At 70.0% G+C, this 14934-nt stretch carries 11 protein-coding genes; 6 read left to right on the top strand and 5 right to left on the bottom strand.

The annotated features are described in order from the left end of the window. Positions 1–30 precede the first annotated feature (30 nt). Positions 31–495 carry a transcriptional regulator NrdR gene (nrdR, locus tag CUT39_RS11920; RefSeq protein ID WP_100446796.1) on the bottom strand — a complete coding sequence of 155 codons (465 nt, stop codon included), beginning with the start codon at positions 493–495 and terminating at the stop codon, positions 31–33. 371 nt (positions 496–866) lie between these two features. Here nrdR and lexA point away from each other — a divergent pair, with 371 nt between their 5' ends. After that, positions 867–1523 carry a transcriptional repressor LexA gene (gene lexA / locus CUT39_RS11915; protein ID WP_232805719.1) on the top strand — a complete coding sequence of 219 codons (657 nt, stop codon included), beginning with the start codon at positions 867–869 and terminating at the stop codon, positions 1521–1523. Between the two features lie 43 nt (positions 1524–1566). On the opposite strand, the gene CUT39_RS20315 is transcribed toward lexA, so the two are convergent. Then, positions 1567–3270, bottom strand: coding sequence for a hypothetical protein (locus CUT39_RS20315; protein WP_157930634.1), 1704 nt, complete (start codon positions 3268–3270; stop codon positions 1567–1569). A 71-nt stretch (positions 3271–3341) separates the two neighbouring features. Continuing rightward, on the bottom strand, positions 3342–4751 hold the full coding sequence (hflX, locus tag CUT39_RS11905) for a GTPase HflX (RefSeq protein ID WP_100446792.1): 1410 nt from the start codon (positions 4749–4751) through the stop codon (positions 3342–3344). Positions 4752–4955: 204 nt separating this feature from the next. Between hflX and CUT39_RS11900 the strand changes: the two genes are divergently transcribed. Continuing rightward, complete coding sequence (locus CUT39_RS11900; protein WP_100446790.1) at positions 4956–6344, top strand: NAD-dependent malic enzyme; 1389 nt, start codon at positions 4956–4958, stop codon at positions 6342–6344. On the opposite strand, the gene dapF is transcribed toward CUT39_RS11900, so the two are convergent. Continuing rightward, positions 6341–7138, bottom strand: a complete 798-nt coding sequence (gene dapF, locus CUT39_RS11895; protein WP_100447108.1) for a diaminopimelate epimerase — start codon at positions 7136–7138, stop codon at positions 6341–6343. The two genes, CUT39_RS11900 and dapF, sit on opposite strands and share 4 nt — an antisense overlap. A gap of 51 nt (positions 7139–7189) precedes the next feature. On the opposite strand from dapF, the gene CUT39_RS11890 reads away from it, so the two are divergent. Continuing rightward, positions 7190–8215 carry a nicotinate-nucleotide--dimethylbenzimidazole phosphoribosyltransferase gene (locus CUT39_RS11890; protein WP_100446788.1) on the top strand — a complete coding sequence of 342 codons (1026 nt, stop codon included), beginning with the start codon at positions 7190–7192 and terminating at the stop codon, positions 8213–8215. A gap of 133 nt (positions 8216–8348) precedes the next feature. Here the strand turns inward: CUT39_RS11890 and CUT39_RS11885 are convergent, their stop codons facing one another. Then, the gene (locus CUT39_RS11885) at positions 8349–10781 is read right to left on the bottom strand and encodes a glycoside hydrolase family 2 protein (protein ID WP_100446786.1); all 2433 of its coding nucleotides are present in this window, start codon (positions 10779–10781) and stop codon (positions 8349–8351) included. Between the two features lie 499 nt (positions 10782–11280). Between CUT39_RS11885 and CUT39_RS11880 the strand changes: the two genes are divergently transcribed. From CUT39_RS11880 to CUT39_RS11870, 3 genes are all read left to right on the top strand, one after another. Beyond that, positions 11281–12999: an ABC transporter substrate-binding protein gene (locus CUT39_RS11880; protein ID WP_100446784.1), complete on the top strand. Its 1719-nt coding sequence runs from the start codon at positions 11281–11283 to the stop codon at positions 12997–12999. A 61-nt stretch (positions 13000–13060) separates the two neighbouring features. Beyond that, a complete protein-coding gene (locus tag CUT39_RS11875; protein WP_100446782.1) occupies positions 13061–14056 on the top strand; it encodes an ABC transporter permease in 996 nt (331 codons plus the stop codon). Next, a complete protein-coding gene (locus CUT39_RS11870) occupies positions 14053–14934 on the top strand; it encodes an ABC transporter permease (RefSeq protein ID WP_100446780.1) in 882 nt (293 codons plus the stop codon). The genes CUT39_RS11875 and CUT39_RS11870 overlap by 4 nt, the downstream gene beginning before the upstream one ends.

Below are 14934 nucleotides of genomic sequence, written 5' to 3'. Positions count from 1 at the left end.
CGTCGTTTCCTGGCTGGTTGAGAGGGGGATCTAGCCGCTGTGGTTGGCGGCGTGCTGCTCGCGCAGCTGCTGGATGGCGGCCTCGAAGTCCTCCAGCGAGTCGAAGCTGCGGTAGACGCTGGCGAAGCGCAGGAAGGCGACCTCGTCGAGCCGCCGCAGCGGCTCCAGGATCGCCAGGCCGACCTGGTTGCTCGGTACCTCGGCGACGCCGCGGGAACGGATCTCGTCCTCGACCTGCTGGGACAGCTTCTGGACGTCGTCGGCGTCGACCGGCCGGCCCTGGCAGGCCTTCATGACGCCCTGGGCCACCTTCTCGCGGCTGAACGGCTCGGTGGCCCCGCTGCGCTTGACGACCGCGAGGACCGACTCCTCGACGGTGGTGAAGCGCTTCTCGCACTGCTGGCAGACTCGTCGGCGACGGATGAGCTTGCCGTCCTCGCCCTCACGGGAGTCGACCACACGACTGTCGGGATGGCGACAGTAAGGGCATCGCATAGCTATTCTCCTTCAGGGCGATCTTCCCGCCCGGGTCCGACAGGCTCGGTCGCCGCGATCGCGTCCGGCGGTCGCGCGCCGTGGGGCCCAGTGTGCCCTGCGGCCCGGCGGACGGCACCGGAACCCCAATACCTAGTGACTAACCATACAGCAAACCACTAGATGTTGATTTGATCCTAGCTCGATTTCACCCGTCCGTGCGTTCGGTGCGGCGCGCGGGAGCCTCCGGTGGCCGTGGTAAGCAAGGTCGTACGCCCTTAGGACACGCCCCGCGACACGCCGAAGTCGCACGAATGTTTGACTTGACACAGAGCCTGAGCTACATTGTCGGAATCAGACATACCGTCCCATTTGTCTTACAGGAGCATCCTGTGGCTATCGAGACCACTTCAGTCCGGACGAAAACGCGCAAGCTGACTCGCCGGCAACAGCAAGTCCTCGAGTACATCGAGGAATTCATCAACAACAAGGGGTACCCGCCGAGCGTCCGCGAGATCGGCGCCGAAGTCGGGCTGGCGTCGGCCTCCAGCGTCGCCTACCAGATGAAGCAGCTCGAACGGAAGGGCTACCTCAACCGGCTGGCCGGGCGCCCGCGCGCGGTCGGCGTCAAGCAGGCCACGCCGGGGGGCGTCCAGACCTGCTCGCAGCATCCGCGGCCGCGCTACGTCCCGATGGTCGGCGAGATCGCCGCGGGGCAGCCGATACTGGCCGAGGAGCGCGACTACGACGTCATGCCGCTGCCGGCCGAGTTCGTGGGCGAAGGCGTCCACTTCCTGCTGCGGGTGAAGGGCGACTCGATGATCGAGGCGGCCATCGCCGACGGCGACTGGGTGGTGGTGCGACAGCAGCCCGACGCGCTCAACGGGGAGATCGTCGCCGCCATGATCGACGGCGAGGCCACCGTCAAGACCTGGAAGCGCAAGAGCGGCCAGCCGTGGCTGATGCCCGCCAACGCGCTCTACGATCCGATCGACGCCACCGAGGCCGAGATCCTGGGGCGCGTGGTGGCCGTCCTCCGCAGAATCTGACCCGGTACGCACCTCCGCGGCCGCACCGGTGAGTGGGTGCGGCCTAGCGGCCCCGGCCGCCTTGGGGCGGGCCCCAGTAGTCGTCGTCCTGCTCCGGGGTCCGTTCCCGGTTCCCCGCGCCGTAGACCGTTCCGCCCGGTTCCTGCTGCGCTCCGTATACGCTGCCGCCCTCTTCGCGCGGCGCACCGTGGCCCCCGCCCGCGGGCGGGGCCGGTGGCGAGGGTGCCGCCTGCCGGGGAGGGGCGGGCGCCGGTGGCGGGGGCGGCGGCGGTGGCTCGACCGCGAAGGACTCGCCGACGTCGTTGTAGATGCTGCCGTGTCCGGCGCCCTCGAAGGCGCCGTACCGGGGCTCCTGCCGGGGAGCGCCGTAGACCGGGCCGACCGGACCGGGCCGGGCCTCCTGCTTCGGCGCGCCGTAGACGGTGCCCGACGGCTCCTCCGCGGCGGGGGCGCCGTAGACGTTGCCGCCCTGCTCGGCCTGCGGGCCGCCGTACACCGAGCCGGCGCTCTGCGCGAGCTGCCCGACCTCCGGGTCGGGCTGGCCGGCGTCGATGCCGAGGTCGACCGGATCGGGCGGGAGGGGGTCGTCTCCGACGTCGCCGAAGGCCGATTCCTCGCGGGCGAAGCCGGGCTCGTCGTCCGCTTCGGCTTCGCGGTGCTCCCGGCGGTGCTTGCGGATCACGAGGATGCCCGCCAGCATGATCAGGAAGCCGAAGATCGCGATGCCGGTCAGGATCCTGACGATGGTGGTGAAGCCCAGGCCCAGCAGCCAGTCGACGAAGCCCTCGTCGTCGCCCTCGGCGGCGGCCTCGTCGCCGCCCTCGTCCTCGGCCGGCTCCTCGGGCTCCGGCTCGGCCGGGGTGTACCGCGTGATGGTGGCGAAGGTGCCCGCTTCGTCGGACTTGGCGAGGGTGACGAACTCGCCGTCGGCCCCGTAGGTGATGTCCTGGCCCCGGGATTCGGCGCCGAGCTCGGTGATGAGCGGCTCGGTGTCGGTCATCGCCTGGACCGGGTCGCCGTCCTTGACCTCCCACTCGTAGGCGTGGGTGGCGGTGCGCAGGACCACCTTCGTGGCGTCGGCGTTGAGGGCCGCGCCGGTGACGGTGCCGCCCTCGGTCAACTGCACGGTGCCGGCCAGTCGGGTCGGGGTGTTCTGGCTCTGCTTCTCGGTGGTGGGCATGTAGATCGGGGCCTGGCCCTCGACCGAGGGGATCACCAGCGGGATCTTGCCGTCGGGCAGCAGGATGAACGCCTCGCCGTGCTTGAGTCCATCCGGATAGGCCAGGCGGAAGATCACGTTGTTGGCGGTGTTCCCCGGTTCGATCTGGGTGATCGCCACGGTGGTTCGGGTGCCGTCGTGCTCGCCGAGGTCGGCCGCCCACACGAACCCGCCCGAGTCGACCGCCAGCGCCTGGGGGTCGAGCGGCGGGTGGTCGAGGTAGATGCTCTCGGAGTCGCGCACGTTGCAGTCGGCGCCGACCCGGAAGATCCACATCCCGCCGACCTGCTGGTCGCTGGCGCCGTCGGGCAGGATCCACCAGCCGTCGCCGCCGGGGTCGGCGGCGATGCCGGAGGCCTCCTGCAGCCGGTTGTCATGCAGGTCGCAGAGCTTCTCTCCGCTGGGCTCGTCCTCGTCCTCTTCCTGCGCGAGCACCGGGGATGCGGTCGACGCCAGGACGGCGCAGGCCGCGAGTGCGGCGATACGCAGCTTCATCCAGGTGGGGGATACCCGAGGGCGTTCTCGCATCAGGCAAGTGTTCCAGAACACGGCGGGCAGGCGCCGAGACCCCTGCGAGACATGTTCGGGACCACGAATATTCAGTCGGATTGGCGGACGAACGGCCGCAATTCGCCCGCCAGGGCGGCGTCGACGCGGACGGTCATGGCCGTCCCGTCGCCCCGGTGCTCGGTCGAGAGCACCTCACCGCGGGAGCGCACGCGGGAGACCAGGTCACCGCGGACGTAGGGCACGCACACTTCGAGCGTGACGTCCGGCTGCGGGAGGGTCCGCTCGATGGCGTCCCGCAGTTTGTCGACGCCTTCGCCGGTCCGGGCGGACACGAACACCGCGTCGGGCCAGTCGGAGCGCAACTGCAGCAGCAGGTCGGGCTCGACCGCGTCGACCTTGTTGACCACCAGCAGTTCGGGGACCTCGTCGGCGCCGACCTCGGCGAGGACCTCGCGGACCGCGTCGGCCTGGCCGACCGGGTCGGCGTGGGAGCCGTCGATCACGTGGAGGATGAGGTCGGACTCGGCGACCTCCTCGAGGGTGGACCGGAATGCCTCGACCAACTGGTGGGGCAGGTGGCGGACGAAGCCGACGGTGTCGGAGAGGGTGTATTCGCGGCCCTCGGAGGTGCGCGAGCGGCGCGTGGCGGTGTCGAGGGTCGCGAACAGGGCGTCCTGGACCAGGATGCCGGCGTCGGTCAGGGAGTTGAGGACGCTGGACTTGCCGGCGTTGGTGTAGCCGGCGATCGCCACGCCCGGGACGCGGTTGCGGGTGCGCGAATCGCGCTTGGTCTCGCGGGTGACCGTCAGCTTGGCGAGGTCGCGCCGGAGTTTGGCGACCCTGGCGCGGATGCGGCGCCGGTCGGTCTCGAGCTTGGTCTCACCTGGGCCGCGCAGGCCCACGCCGCCGGTGCCGCCTCCGGCGCGGCCGCCGGCCTGGCGGCTCATCGCCTGGCCCCAGCCGCGCAGACGCGGCAGCAGGTACTGGAGCTGCGCCAGCTCGACCTGGGCTTTGCCCTCGGAGCTTTTGGCGTGCTGGGCGAAGATGTCCAGGATCAGGGCGGTGCGGTCGATGACCTTGACGTTGATCGCCTTCTCCAGGGCGATCAGTTGGCCCGGCGACAGCTCGCCGTCGCAGATGACGGTGTCGGCGCCGAGCGCCTCGACGGTCTCGGTGACCTCTCGGACCTTGCCGGCGCCGATGAAAGTGCCGGCGTCGGGCTTGGAGCGGCGCTGGAGCAGCCCGTCGACGACCAGCGCGCCGGCGGTCTCGGCGAGCGCGGCCAGCTCGGCCATGGAGTTCTCGGCGTCCTCGGGGGTGCCCTCGGTCCACACGCCGACCAGGACCACCTGCTCGATGCGCAGGCGCCGGTACTCGGCGTCGGTGACGTCGGCCAGCTCGGTGGAGGCGAGTCCGGAGACGCGCCGCAGCGCTTGTCGCGCCTCGAGGTCCAGTTCCCCGGTGGAGGGGGACCCGGTGGGTGGTTCGTGGTTCAGCATTACCCCAAGCTTGACACGTCTCGGGCGCCGACAGAAGCGAATATTCGGCGCCGCGGACCTCCGGCGGCCGGGGGCGGGTCCGGCCGGGGGCGGGGGGACGCGGGATGGTGGCAGAATCACAGGTATTCGTTCCGCTTGTCCACGACGACGTGGCCGGTCCCCGGGCTCTGTGCGCGTCGCCGTGGCCGTCCAGCAAGGAGTGGCATGACTGCAGCGCGACTGACCAGCGCCGGTTTCTCCATCACGGTGCGCCTGGCGCTCTCGGCCGATCCGGGCGCCGCCGGGCGGTTGGCGACCGTGGTCGGGCAGGCCGGCGCGATCGTGACCGCGCTGGACGTGGTCTCCTCCGACAACAGGCGGATGGTCGTCGACCTCACCTGCGACACCACCGACTCCGTCCACGGAGAGCAGATCACGCAGATCCTCGAGACGATGCCGGACTTCGAGGTCAAAAAGGTCTCGGACCGGACGTTCCTGCTGCACCTCGGCGGCAAGATCGAGGTCCGGCCGAAGGTGCCGCTGAAGAACCGCGACGACCTGTCCATGGCCTACACCCCGGGCGTGGCTCGGGTGTGCATGGCGATCGCCGACAACCCCGACGACGCCCGGCGCCTGACGATCAAGCGCAACACCGTCGCGGTGGTCTCCGACGGCTCGGCCGTCCTCGGGCTGGGCAACATCGGCCCGGCGGCGGCGATGCCGGTGATGGAGGGCAAGGCGGCCCTGTTCAAGAAGTTCGCCGACGTGGACGCCTGGCCGGTGTGCCTGGACACCCAGGACACCGACGAGATCGTCGACATCGTCACGGCGATGGCCCCGACCTACGGCGGCGTGAACCTGGAGGACATCGCGGCGCCGCGCTGCTTCGAGATCGAGAAGCGACTGCGCGAGCGGGTCGACATCCCGGTGTTCCACGACGACCAGCACGGCACCGCGATCGTGGTGCTGGCGGCGCTGACCAACGCGCTGCGGGTGGTCGGCAAGGACATCGGCAAGGCGCGGGCCACGGTGGTCGGCTGCGGGGCGGCCGGAACGGCGATCATGCGGCTGCTGGCCAAGGCCGGTATCGGCGACATCGTGCCGGTCGACCGGGACGGGGCGCTCCACGAGGGCATGGAGACCGACAACGAGACCTGGCAGTGGCTGGCCTCGGCGTTCAACAAGGAGAACTACTCGGGGGACCTGGCGGGGGCCGTGGAGGGCTCGGACGTGTTCATCGGGGTGAGCGCACCGAACATCCTCAAGGGTTCGGACGTGGGCAGGATGGCCAAGGACCCGATCGTGTTCGCGCTGGCGAACCCGGACCCGGAGATCAGCCCTTCGGAGGCGGCCCGGTACGCGGCGATCGTGGCGACCGGGCGGTCGGACACGCCGAACCAGATCAACAACGTGCTGGCCTTCCCGGGCGTGTTCCGGGGCCTGCTGGATGCGCAGGCGCGCGGTTGGACCGATGAGGCCGCGCTGGCGGCGGCCGTGGCGCTGGCCGACTGCGTCGGCGAGGACAAGGTCAACGCGACCTACATCGTGCCGAGCGTGTTCGACTCCCACGTGGCCCCGGCGGTTGCCGCCGCGGTCAAGCAGGCGACGCGCTAGGAGCGGCCGCCGGGGATCCGGGCGGTGCCTTCGGCGACGATCACGGCCGGGCCGGCCAGGTGGACGGTCCGGTCGGTGACGGTGGCGGTCAGGGTGCCGCCGGGCAGTTCGACCTCGCAGACACCGGTTCCGGCGCCGTCTCGGCGGAGCGCGATCGCGGCGACGGCGCAGGCGCCGGTGCCGCAGGAGGCGGTTTCGCCGACGCCGCGCTCGTGGACGCGCATGCGCACGTGCGGGGCGGTGCCGGTCGCGAACTCGACGTTGACGCCGTCGGGGAAGACCGCGGGGTCGTGCTCCGGCCGGTGGCACAGTTCGAGCTCGTCGAGGCGTTCGTCGTCGCCGAGGTGGCACACCAGATGCGGGTTGCCCATCGACACGGCCCGGCCGGTCCAGGTGGAGCCGCCGAGGCTCGCCCGGGAGGCCGGTCCGAGCTCGGCCGGTCCCATGTCGACGCTGAAGCGGTCGCCTTCGACGGCGACGTGCTTGATGCCGCCGCGGGTGGCGACGGGGATCTCGGGCCCGTCGGCGAGGCCGTGGTCGAGGAGGTACCGGGCGAACACCCGCACGCCGTTGCCGCACATCTCGGCGACCGAGCCGTCGGCGTTGCGGTAGTCCATGAACCACTTGGCGCCGGGCTCGGCGGAGGGCACCACGCGGAGGAGGCCGTCGCCGCCGACGCCGAAGCGGCGGTCGCACAGGGCCGCCACCTGGTCGGCGCGGAGGGGGCGCTCGTCGGCGAGGTCGGGGACGATGACGAAGTCGTTCCCGGTGCCGTGCCCCTTGGCGAACTCGATCGTGGTCACGTCCGCAATTGTGCCGCATCGGCGCCGCGTTAGCCTTATCGCGTGACAGATTCGACCGATGCGGGACCTCTCGACGACCTGAAGGCGAAATTCCCCAACGGGGTGTGGACCACGCGAGCCAATACCCGGCTCCAGAACGCCCTGATCGAAGGCTCCGGCCTGGGGAACCTCCGGCCCGCGGTCGGGTGGGCGGCGCGGATGCAGGGCACCGACGACCCGCGGCCGTTCGCCTCGCCGCGGATGCTGCTGTTCGCCGGGGAGTACCCCGACGACTGGGCGGCCGGCGAGCCCGTCGAGCTGCCGGAGCAGGTGCTGGCGGCCCAGCGCAACGAGGGCCTGCTCGGCGAGCAGGCCGCCCGGGCCGGCATCCCGGTGGAGGTCGTGCAGACCCGGGCGAGTCTCGGCGAGGACGGGCCGCTGCTGGACGGGACGTCGCTGACCCGGACGCTGGCGCTGGGCCGCGAGACGGCCGACCGCGCGATCGACGGCGGGGCCGACATCCTGCTCGTGGCCGGGCTCGGCGCGGGGGCGGCGTCGGCGGCGGTGGCGGTGTGCTCGTTCATCGCCAAGGAGGACGTCACCGCGTTCATGCCGCAGCTCCACGCCCCGGGCGGACTGGTCGACGACGCCTCGTGGATGGCGCGGGTGGCGGCGCTGCGGGACCATCTGGCGTTCAATCGCGGCTTCAAGCGCAAGGGGGACGCGCTGGTGACGCGCCTGGCCGGTGGGGCGATCGGCACGATGTCGGCCGCGATCGTGACCGCGGCGTCCCGGTCGGTCCCGGTACTGATCGACGGCCCGGCGGCGGTGGCGGCGATGATGGTCGCCCGCGACTTCGCCCTGGCGGCCCCGAAGTGGTGCTACGCGCCGAACCGGTCGTCGCACGCGGTGGTGGCGAAGCTGACCAAGCAGGGCGGGCTGGCCGAGGACTTCGGGCTGAGCCTGGACCTGGGCGACGGCCCGGGGCTGCTGGTCGGCTGGGACCTGCTGCAGCAGTCCCTGCGGATCTCGGCGGCGCTGCCGATGGCCGAGCGGGAGTCGGAGGAATCGTCCGGATCCGGCGACTGAGGGCCTCCGGGCCGCAACCGACTTCGGCGGGTGGGGCTCAAGGCCGGTAGATCACCTCGGCGGCGCGGGCCCCCGCCGGTGGCCGGCGGGGGCCCGCGGCTCCCTCATCCAGTGGTGGCCCGGTGGCCCCGGGTCAGTCGTTGACCGACCGCAGGACCGGCTTCTCGGTTAGGGCGCGAGTCAATGCCGCCGAGTCCTTGATCTGGTCGCTGTGGACGGTGAAGGTCGCTCGCTCGCCGGGGATCAGGTTCACCAGGGCCCGGTCCACCACGGCGTCCGGGTCGAGGCGGTCGGCGAACAGGCACAGGTCCCGGAGCACCGTCTCGGCGGTGACGGTCACGGCCACTCCCCCGGCGACCGGTTCGGTCTCGGCCTCGAAGCGGGCCTCCGGCCAGTCCATGTCCCGGTCCTCGGCGGTGAACCACAGCGCCCGCGGGAAGTCCTCGGCACCGGTGGTCAGGAACTCGCCGTCGGCCGGGAGGCTCCCCCCGGACAGCTCGACCTCGTCGCGGGCGCGGGCGCCGATCTCCAGACCGAGCGTGGCGCGGCCGAGGATCCGGCCCCGCCGGTCGCACTTCCAGAAGCCGATCGTTTCGTTCCAGGGCTCGGCGGAGTCGTTGACCGCCACCAGTTTCACGCCGCCGCCGGAGGGCTGGAAGGTGACGATCCGGTCGGCGAAGGCGTCCCGCAGGGCGTACCAGAGCGGTTTGCGGCGCTCCTCGCCGTCGACGGCGGCCCAAGAGGTCACCGGCCAGCAGTCGTTGAGCTGCCACATCACCGCGCCGGTGCAGTACGGCTGGAGCGAGCGGAAGTACTCGATGCCCAGCCGCATCGCGCGGGCCTGGTTGACCTGGGTGAAGTACAGCCAGTCGTCGAAGTCCCGCGGGGCCGGCAGGTGGGCGTCCAGGCCGCGCTGGAGCTTGGCCTGGCCGTCGTCGGCCTTCTGGTGCCAGAGCATGTTCGGCGTCTCCGCCTGCAGCGGCTCGTCGGTGACCATGCGGCGCACCGTCGCCCAGGACGGCGGCGCCTGGTACCCGAATTCGGCGACGAACCGCGGCCTCCAGTCCCGGTAGTGGGCGTAGTCCTTCTCGTTCCACACGTCCCAGATGTGGCTCGAGGCGTTCGCCTGGTCGTTGGGGTGCAGGGCCGGGTCGCCCGAGTAGGGGCTGCCGGGCCAGTAGGGGCGGGTGCCGTCGACCTCGGCGACCAGCTTGGGCAGCAGATCCAGGTAGTAGCCCTCGCCCCAGGTCCTGCCGCCGGCCAGGTCCGGCTGCCAGCCCCAGTCGTGCCAGCCCCAGATGTTCTCGTTGTTGCCGGTCCAGGTCACCAGGCTCGGGTGCGGGGCGAGGCGGGCGAGGTTGTCGCGCGCCTCGGCCTCGACCTCGGACCAGAACGGCTCCTCCTCGGGGTAGGCCGCGCAGGCGAACAGGAAGTCCTGGGCCACCATCAGGCCCATCCGGTCGCAAAGGTCGTAGAACTCGTCGGCCTCGTAGAGGCCGCCGCCCCAGACGCGGATGTAGTTGACGTTCGCCTCGGCCGCCTGGGTCAGGCGGCGCTCGTAGCGGGCGGTGTCGACGCGGGCGTGGAAGGCGTCGTCGGGGATCCAGTTGACGCCCCGTACCCAGATCGGCTCGCCGTTGACCTTGAGCGTGTAGGGCCGGCCTTCGCCGTCGGGTTCGGTGTCGAGTTCGACGGTGCGGAATCCGATGCTCCGGTTCCAGGCGTCGAGCTCGGCGCCGCGAGACCGCAGCGAGACCGAGACGTCGTAGCGCGGCTGGTCGCCGTGGCCGCGCGGCCACCACAGCCGCGGGTCCTCCACCTCCATGCGGACGTCGGCGCCGTCGGACCCGGCGTCCACTCGGACAGTCCACTCCACACTGTCCACTGAGCACACCAGTTCGAGGTCGGCGGCCGCGGCCCGGTGCAGTCGGACCGCCAGGTCGACCACGCCGCGCCCGTCCACGACGTCGACCCGCGGTACCACCTGGTCGATGCGGGCGGTGTCCCACTCCTCCAGCCGGACCGGCCGCCAGATCCCGGCCCCGGCCAGATTGGGCCCCCAGTCCCAGCCGAAGTCGCAGGCGGCCTTGCGGATGAAGTTGCCCGGCTCGGGATCGTAGGCGTTGGGCCTGGCGCCCAGCCGCTCGCGATGACCCTCGGCGTACTCGTACGGGGAGGTGAAGGCCACTTCGAGCTCATTGGCGCCCTCGCGGATCGCCTCGCGCGCGTCGAAGCGGTACCGGCGGTGCATGTTGGCGCTCTCGCCGATCACCCGCCCGTTGAGGCTGACGCGGGCGACGGTGTCGAGGCCGTCGAATACGAGGTCGACGCCGTCGTGCACCCCGGAGTGGTGTTCGAAGGAGGTCCGGTAGACCCAATCGGTACGCCCGATCCACGACAGCTCCCGCTCGGCGTCGTCCAGGTACGGATCACCGATGAGGCCGGCCGCCATCAGATCGGTGTGCACGCAGCCCGGCACGCTCGCCGGCACGGTCCCGACCTCCGCGCGGCCGCCGCCGACCGCGGCGACGGTCCAGCCTTCGTGGAGGGTTCGCTTGGCGCTCAATGAGACTCCTAGTTCTTCTACCTTGGTTCCAGACAGGACGGTGCCCTCGGTGCAAGCTCGCCGGGCGGTGATGGGGCGACCGCCGACGCGACCCGCACCCGAGCTCGCGGCGCCTCGCCGGGACGGGTGCGTTCGATCGGGTACTTAACCGTATAAGTGACTTGAATCTAGCTTCCGGGCCCGTCTGAGTCAATACCTTGCCCTTTCCGTGACGAAATCGCAACAGTCAATATCGACAATGGTTAATCCAGAATCCGTTAGCACTGTGTTTCACCAGCACAAAGGCTGCATCGTGCCGTTTCTGGAGGGGTTATTTCAACCGTCCCGCGGCCCGGTGGGGGCCGCGCTCCCACTTGACAGTGAAATTCTCGCATGGTTCAGTGTCAGCTACTGACCCGGTTAAGATGCCTCGCGTCACAGTTCCGGCACACTTCACAGGCGAACGGGCATCCACCGCACCGGGGTCCGAGCATCCCTCGATGTGAAAGTTGAGCTGAACATGACCAAACGGCGAAACCTCATCGCCCTCATGGCCGGCACCGCGCTGGCGGTGACGGCCTGCACCGACGACGGGGCCGACGACCAAGATCCCGAAGACCGCGAGATCGACGAGTTCCCGCGCAGCGAGACCCTCTACACCACCGGATCGGCCTGGGAGCCCCCCGGCGACTGGAACCCGATCATCCCGGGGCAGGTGACCGGACTCAACGGCCTCGGATACGAGACTCTTTTCCTGTTCGACCCCAACGCGGTCGAACTGACCCCTTGGCTGGCCGAGTCCGGCGAGTGGACCGGGGAGCTGGAGTACGAGCTCACCCTCCGCGAGGGCATCACCTGGAGCGACGGCGAGGAACTGGACGCCGACGACGTGAAGTACACGATCGAACTCGGCCAGGTCGACGAGGTCCCGTACTCCAACATCTGGAACTGGGTCGACGGCGTCGAGGCCGTGGACGACCTCACCGTCCGGGTCAGCTTCTCCGACGCCCGGCACCAGGAGTGGGACAACTTCCTCTACTGGAACCAGATCGTGCCCGAGCACATCTACTCCGACCGCTCCGAGGAGGAGATCCTCACCGGGGCCAACGAGGACCCGGTGGTGTCGGGCCCCTACACGGTCCACAGCTACGACCAGGACCGCATCGCCTGGGTCAAACGCGACGACTGGTGGGCCACCGAGCACCTCGACCTCGAGGTCGCACCGACCTACATCGTCGACATCGTCAACTCCAGCAACGACGTCACGCTCAACATGCTGGCTCAGGGCGACATCGACCTGTCGAACAACTTCCTGCCCGGCATCGGGGACCTCATCGAGGGCAGCCCGGAGCTGTCGACCTACTTCGACGGCCCGCCGTACATGCTGCCGGCCAACGCGGCCATGCTCATCCCCAACACCACGATCGCGCCGCTCGACGACCCCGCGTTCCGCCGGGCCATGGCCTTCGCCATCAGCCCCGGCGAGATCGTCGACACCGTCTACGACGGCATCGTCGCCGAGGCGAGTCCCACCGGCCTGCTGCCGATCTGGGAGCGCTATTACGACCAGGAGGTCCTCAACGACCTCGGCTGGCAGTTCGAGCCGTCCGAGGCCGAGTCGATCCTCGCCGAAGCCGGCTACACCGACTCCGACGGCGACGGCTTCGTCGAGACCCTCGACGGGGAGCCGGTCGAGATGACCCTCAACGTCCCCGCCGGATGGAGCGACTGGGAGGAAGCGGCCCGCTCGATCAGCAGCGATCTGCGGGACATCGGCATCAACGTCACCGAGGAGTTCATCGACGCCGCCGCCGTCGACGACGCCCGCGTCTCCGGCGACTTCGAGCTGATCATCAACAACTGGAGCGGCATGACCCACTCGCCGTGGAGCCACTACCAGTACCTGTTCCAGCAGCCGGTCCAGGACGAACAGCACGAGGCCAACTTCTCCCGCTGGGAGAGCGAGGAAGGCTGGGCGCTGACCCAGGAGCTCGCCGCCACCGCCGCCGACGACCCGCGCTACGAGGAGCTCCTGTCCGAGCTCCAGCGCGTCTCGCTCGAGGAGCTGCCGGCCATCCCGATCTGGTACAACGGCGTCTGGGCCCAGGCCAGCAACGCCGTGTGGACCAACTGGCCGTCCGAGGGCTCCGACACCCCCAACGCCTACCCGTCCACCTGGAACGAGATGTGGCGCATGGGATCGATCCTGATGCTCACCGAGCTCGAACCCGCCCAGTAGCCGCCCCGGGGTCCCGCCGCCTCCCGGCGGCGGGACCCCGCCCGACCCGCGAGGAGTCTTGATGGGCCGCTATTTCCGGCGCAAACTGCTGATCTACGGCGTCACCTTCTTCATCGCCGTGACGATCAACTTCGCGATCCCCCGGCTCATGCCCGGGGATCCGGTGGCGCGCATGCTCAACCGCCACTCGGTGTCCAACTCCGAATCGGCCGCGGCGCTGCGCACCTACTTCGAGGACGTGTTCGGCTTCGACGTGCCGCTGTGGCAGCAGTACCTCAACTACTGGACGGCGCTGCTCCAAGGCGACCTGGGCGTGAGCGTCTTCGCGTTCCCGTCCCCGGTCTCCTCGGTCGTGCTCGACGCCCTCCCCTACACGATCGGCCTGCTGGTCCCGGCGATCCTGCTGAGCTGGATAGTCGGCAACGGCCTGGGCGCCATGGCCGCCCGCAGCAAGTGGCTCGACAACAGCGTCCTGCCGCTGGGCTACCTGCTCACCGCCGTCCCCTACATGTGGCTGGCGATCCTACTGGTCTGGTCGGGCGGCGTCCTGCTCGACTGGTTCCCCGCCGCCCGAGGTTACAGCCTGTCCATGCAACCGAACCTGAGCTGGGCGTTCTTCGTCGACCTGGTCCACCACTGGTTCCTGCCGTTCCTGTCGCTGTTCATCGTCGCCCTCGGCGGCTGGGCCATCGGCATGCGGAACCTGGTGATCTACGAGCTCGAATCGGACTACAGCAACTACCTGCAGGCGCTCGGGGCACCCCGGCGGCTGGTGCGGCGCTACGCCTTCCGGAACGCCATGCTCCCGCAGATCAGCGGCCTGGCCCTCCAACTCGGGGTCGTCGTCGGCGGGGCCCTGGTCACCGAGGTGGTATTCGCCTACCCCGGACTGGGGAGCCTGCTGCTCAACGCCATCAACAACCAGGACTTCTTCCTGCTGCAGGGCATCCTGCTGTTCATCGTGATCGGCGTGCTGCTGTTCAACTTCCTGGCCGACGTCGCCTTCGTCCTGGTCGACCCGCGCACCCGCCTCGGACTCGAAGGAGGACAGTCGTGACCACCGACGCCGCCCTCAACGCCGACGTCATCGGCAAGCGCAACGAGCACCTGTACTTCGCGCTGCGCAACCCCAAGGTCGTCATCGGGCTGTCGATCGTGCTGGGCCTGCTCCTGCTCGGACTCATCGGCCCGCTCTTCCTGTCCTCGTCGCCGACCGCATACGTCGGCCCCAAGTCCGAGGCGCCCTCGGCCGACTACTGGTTCGGCACCACCGTCCACGGCCGGGACGTGTTCGTGCAGTTCGCCCACGGGCTGCGCTCGTCCTACCTGGTCGGATTCCTCGGCGGCGGCATCGCGTTCGTGATCGGCCTGACCATCGGCTTCACCGCCGGCTACCGCGGCGGGCTGACCGACGAATTCCTCAACATGCTCACCAACGTGGTCCTGGTGCTGCCGGCGCTGGTGGTCCTGATCGTCATCAGCTCCTACATGGAGGTGCGCGGGGTCGTCACGCAGGGGGTCATCATCGGGCTGTTCTCCTGGCCGTGGGTGGCCAGGGCCGTGCGGGCCCAGACGTTCACCCTGCGCAACCGCGACTACGTGGACCTGGCGAGGCTGACCGGCAAGCGGTCCCCGCAGATCGTCGTCCGCGAGGTCATGCCGAACATGGCCTCCTACCTGCTGATGTCGATGATCCTGCTGTTCGGCGGCGCGATCCTGTTCGCCTCGATGCTCGACTTCATCGGCCTGGGCCCGACCAACGCGGTCTCGCTGGGCACCATGATGCAGCAGTCGATGGCCTGGGCCGCCATCCACCTCGGACTCTGGTGGTGGTTCGTCCCCCCCGGCCTGGCGATCACCGCGATCGTCGGAGCGCTGTACATCACCAACGTCGGACTCGACGAGGTCTTCAACCCGAAACTGAGAGAGATGTAG

The organism is Glycomyces xiaoerkulensis (genome assembly GCF_002798405.1).
GTDB classification, from domain to species: Bacteria; Actinomycetota; Actinomycetes; order Mycobacteriales; family Micromonosporaceae; genus Glycomyces; species Glycomyces xiaoerkulensis.
Note: the sequence above shows the minus strand (reverse complement) of the source record. Positions and strands in the feature narration are given on the sequence as shown.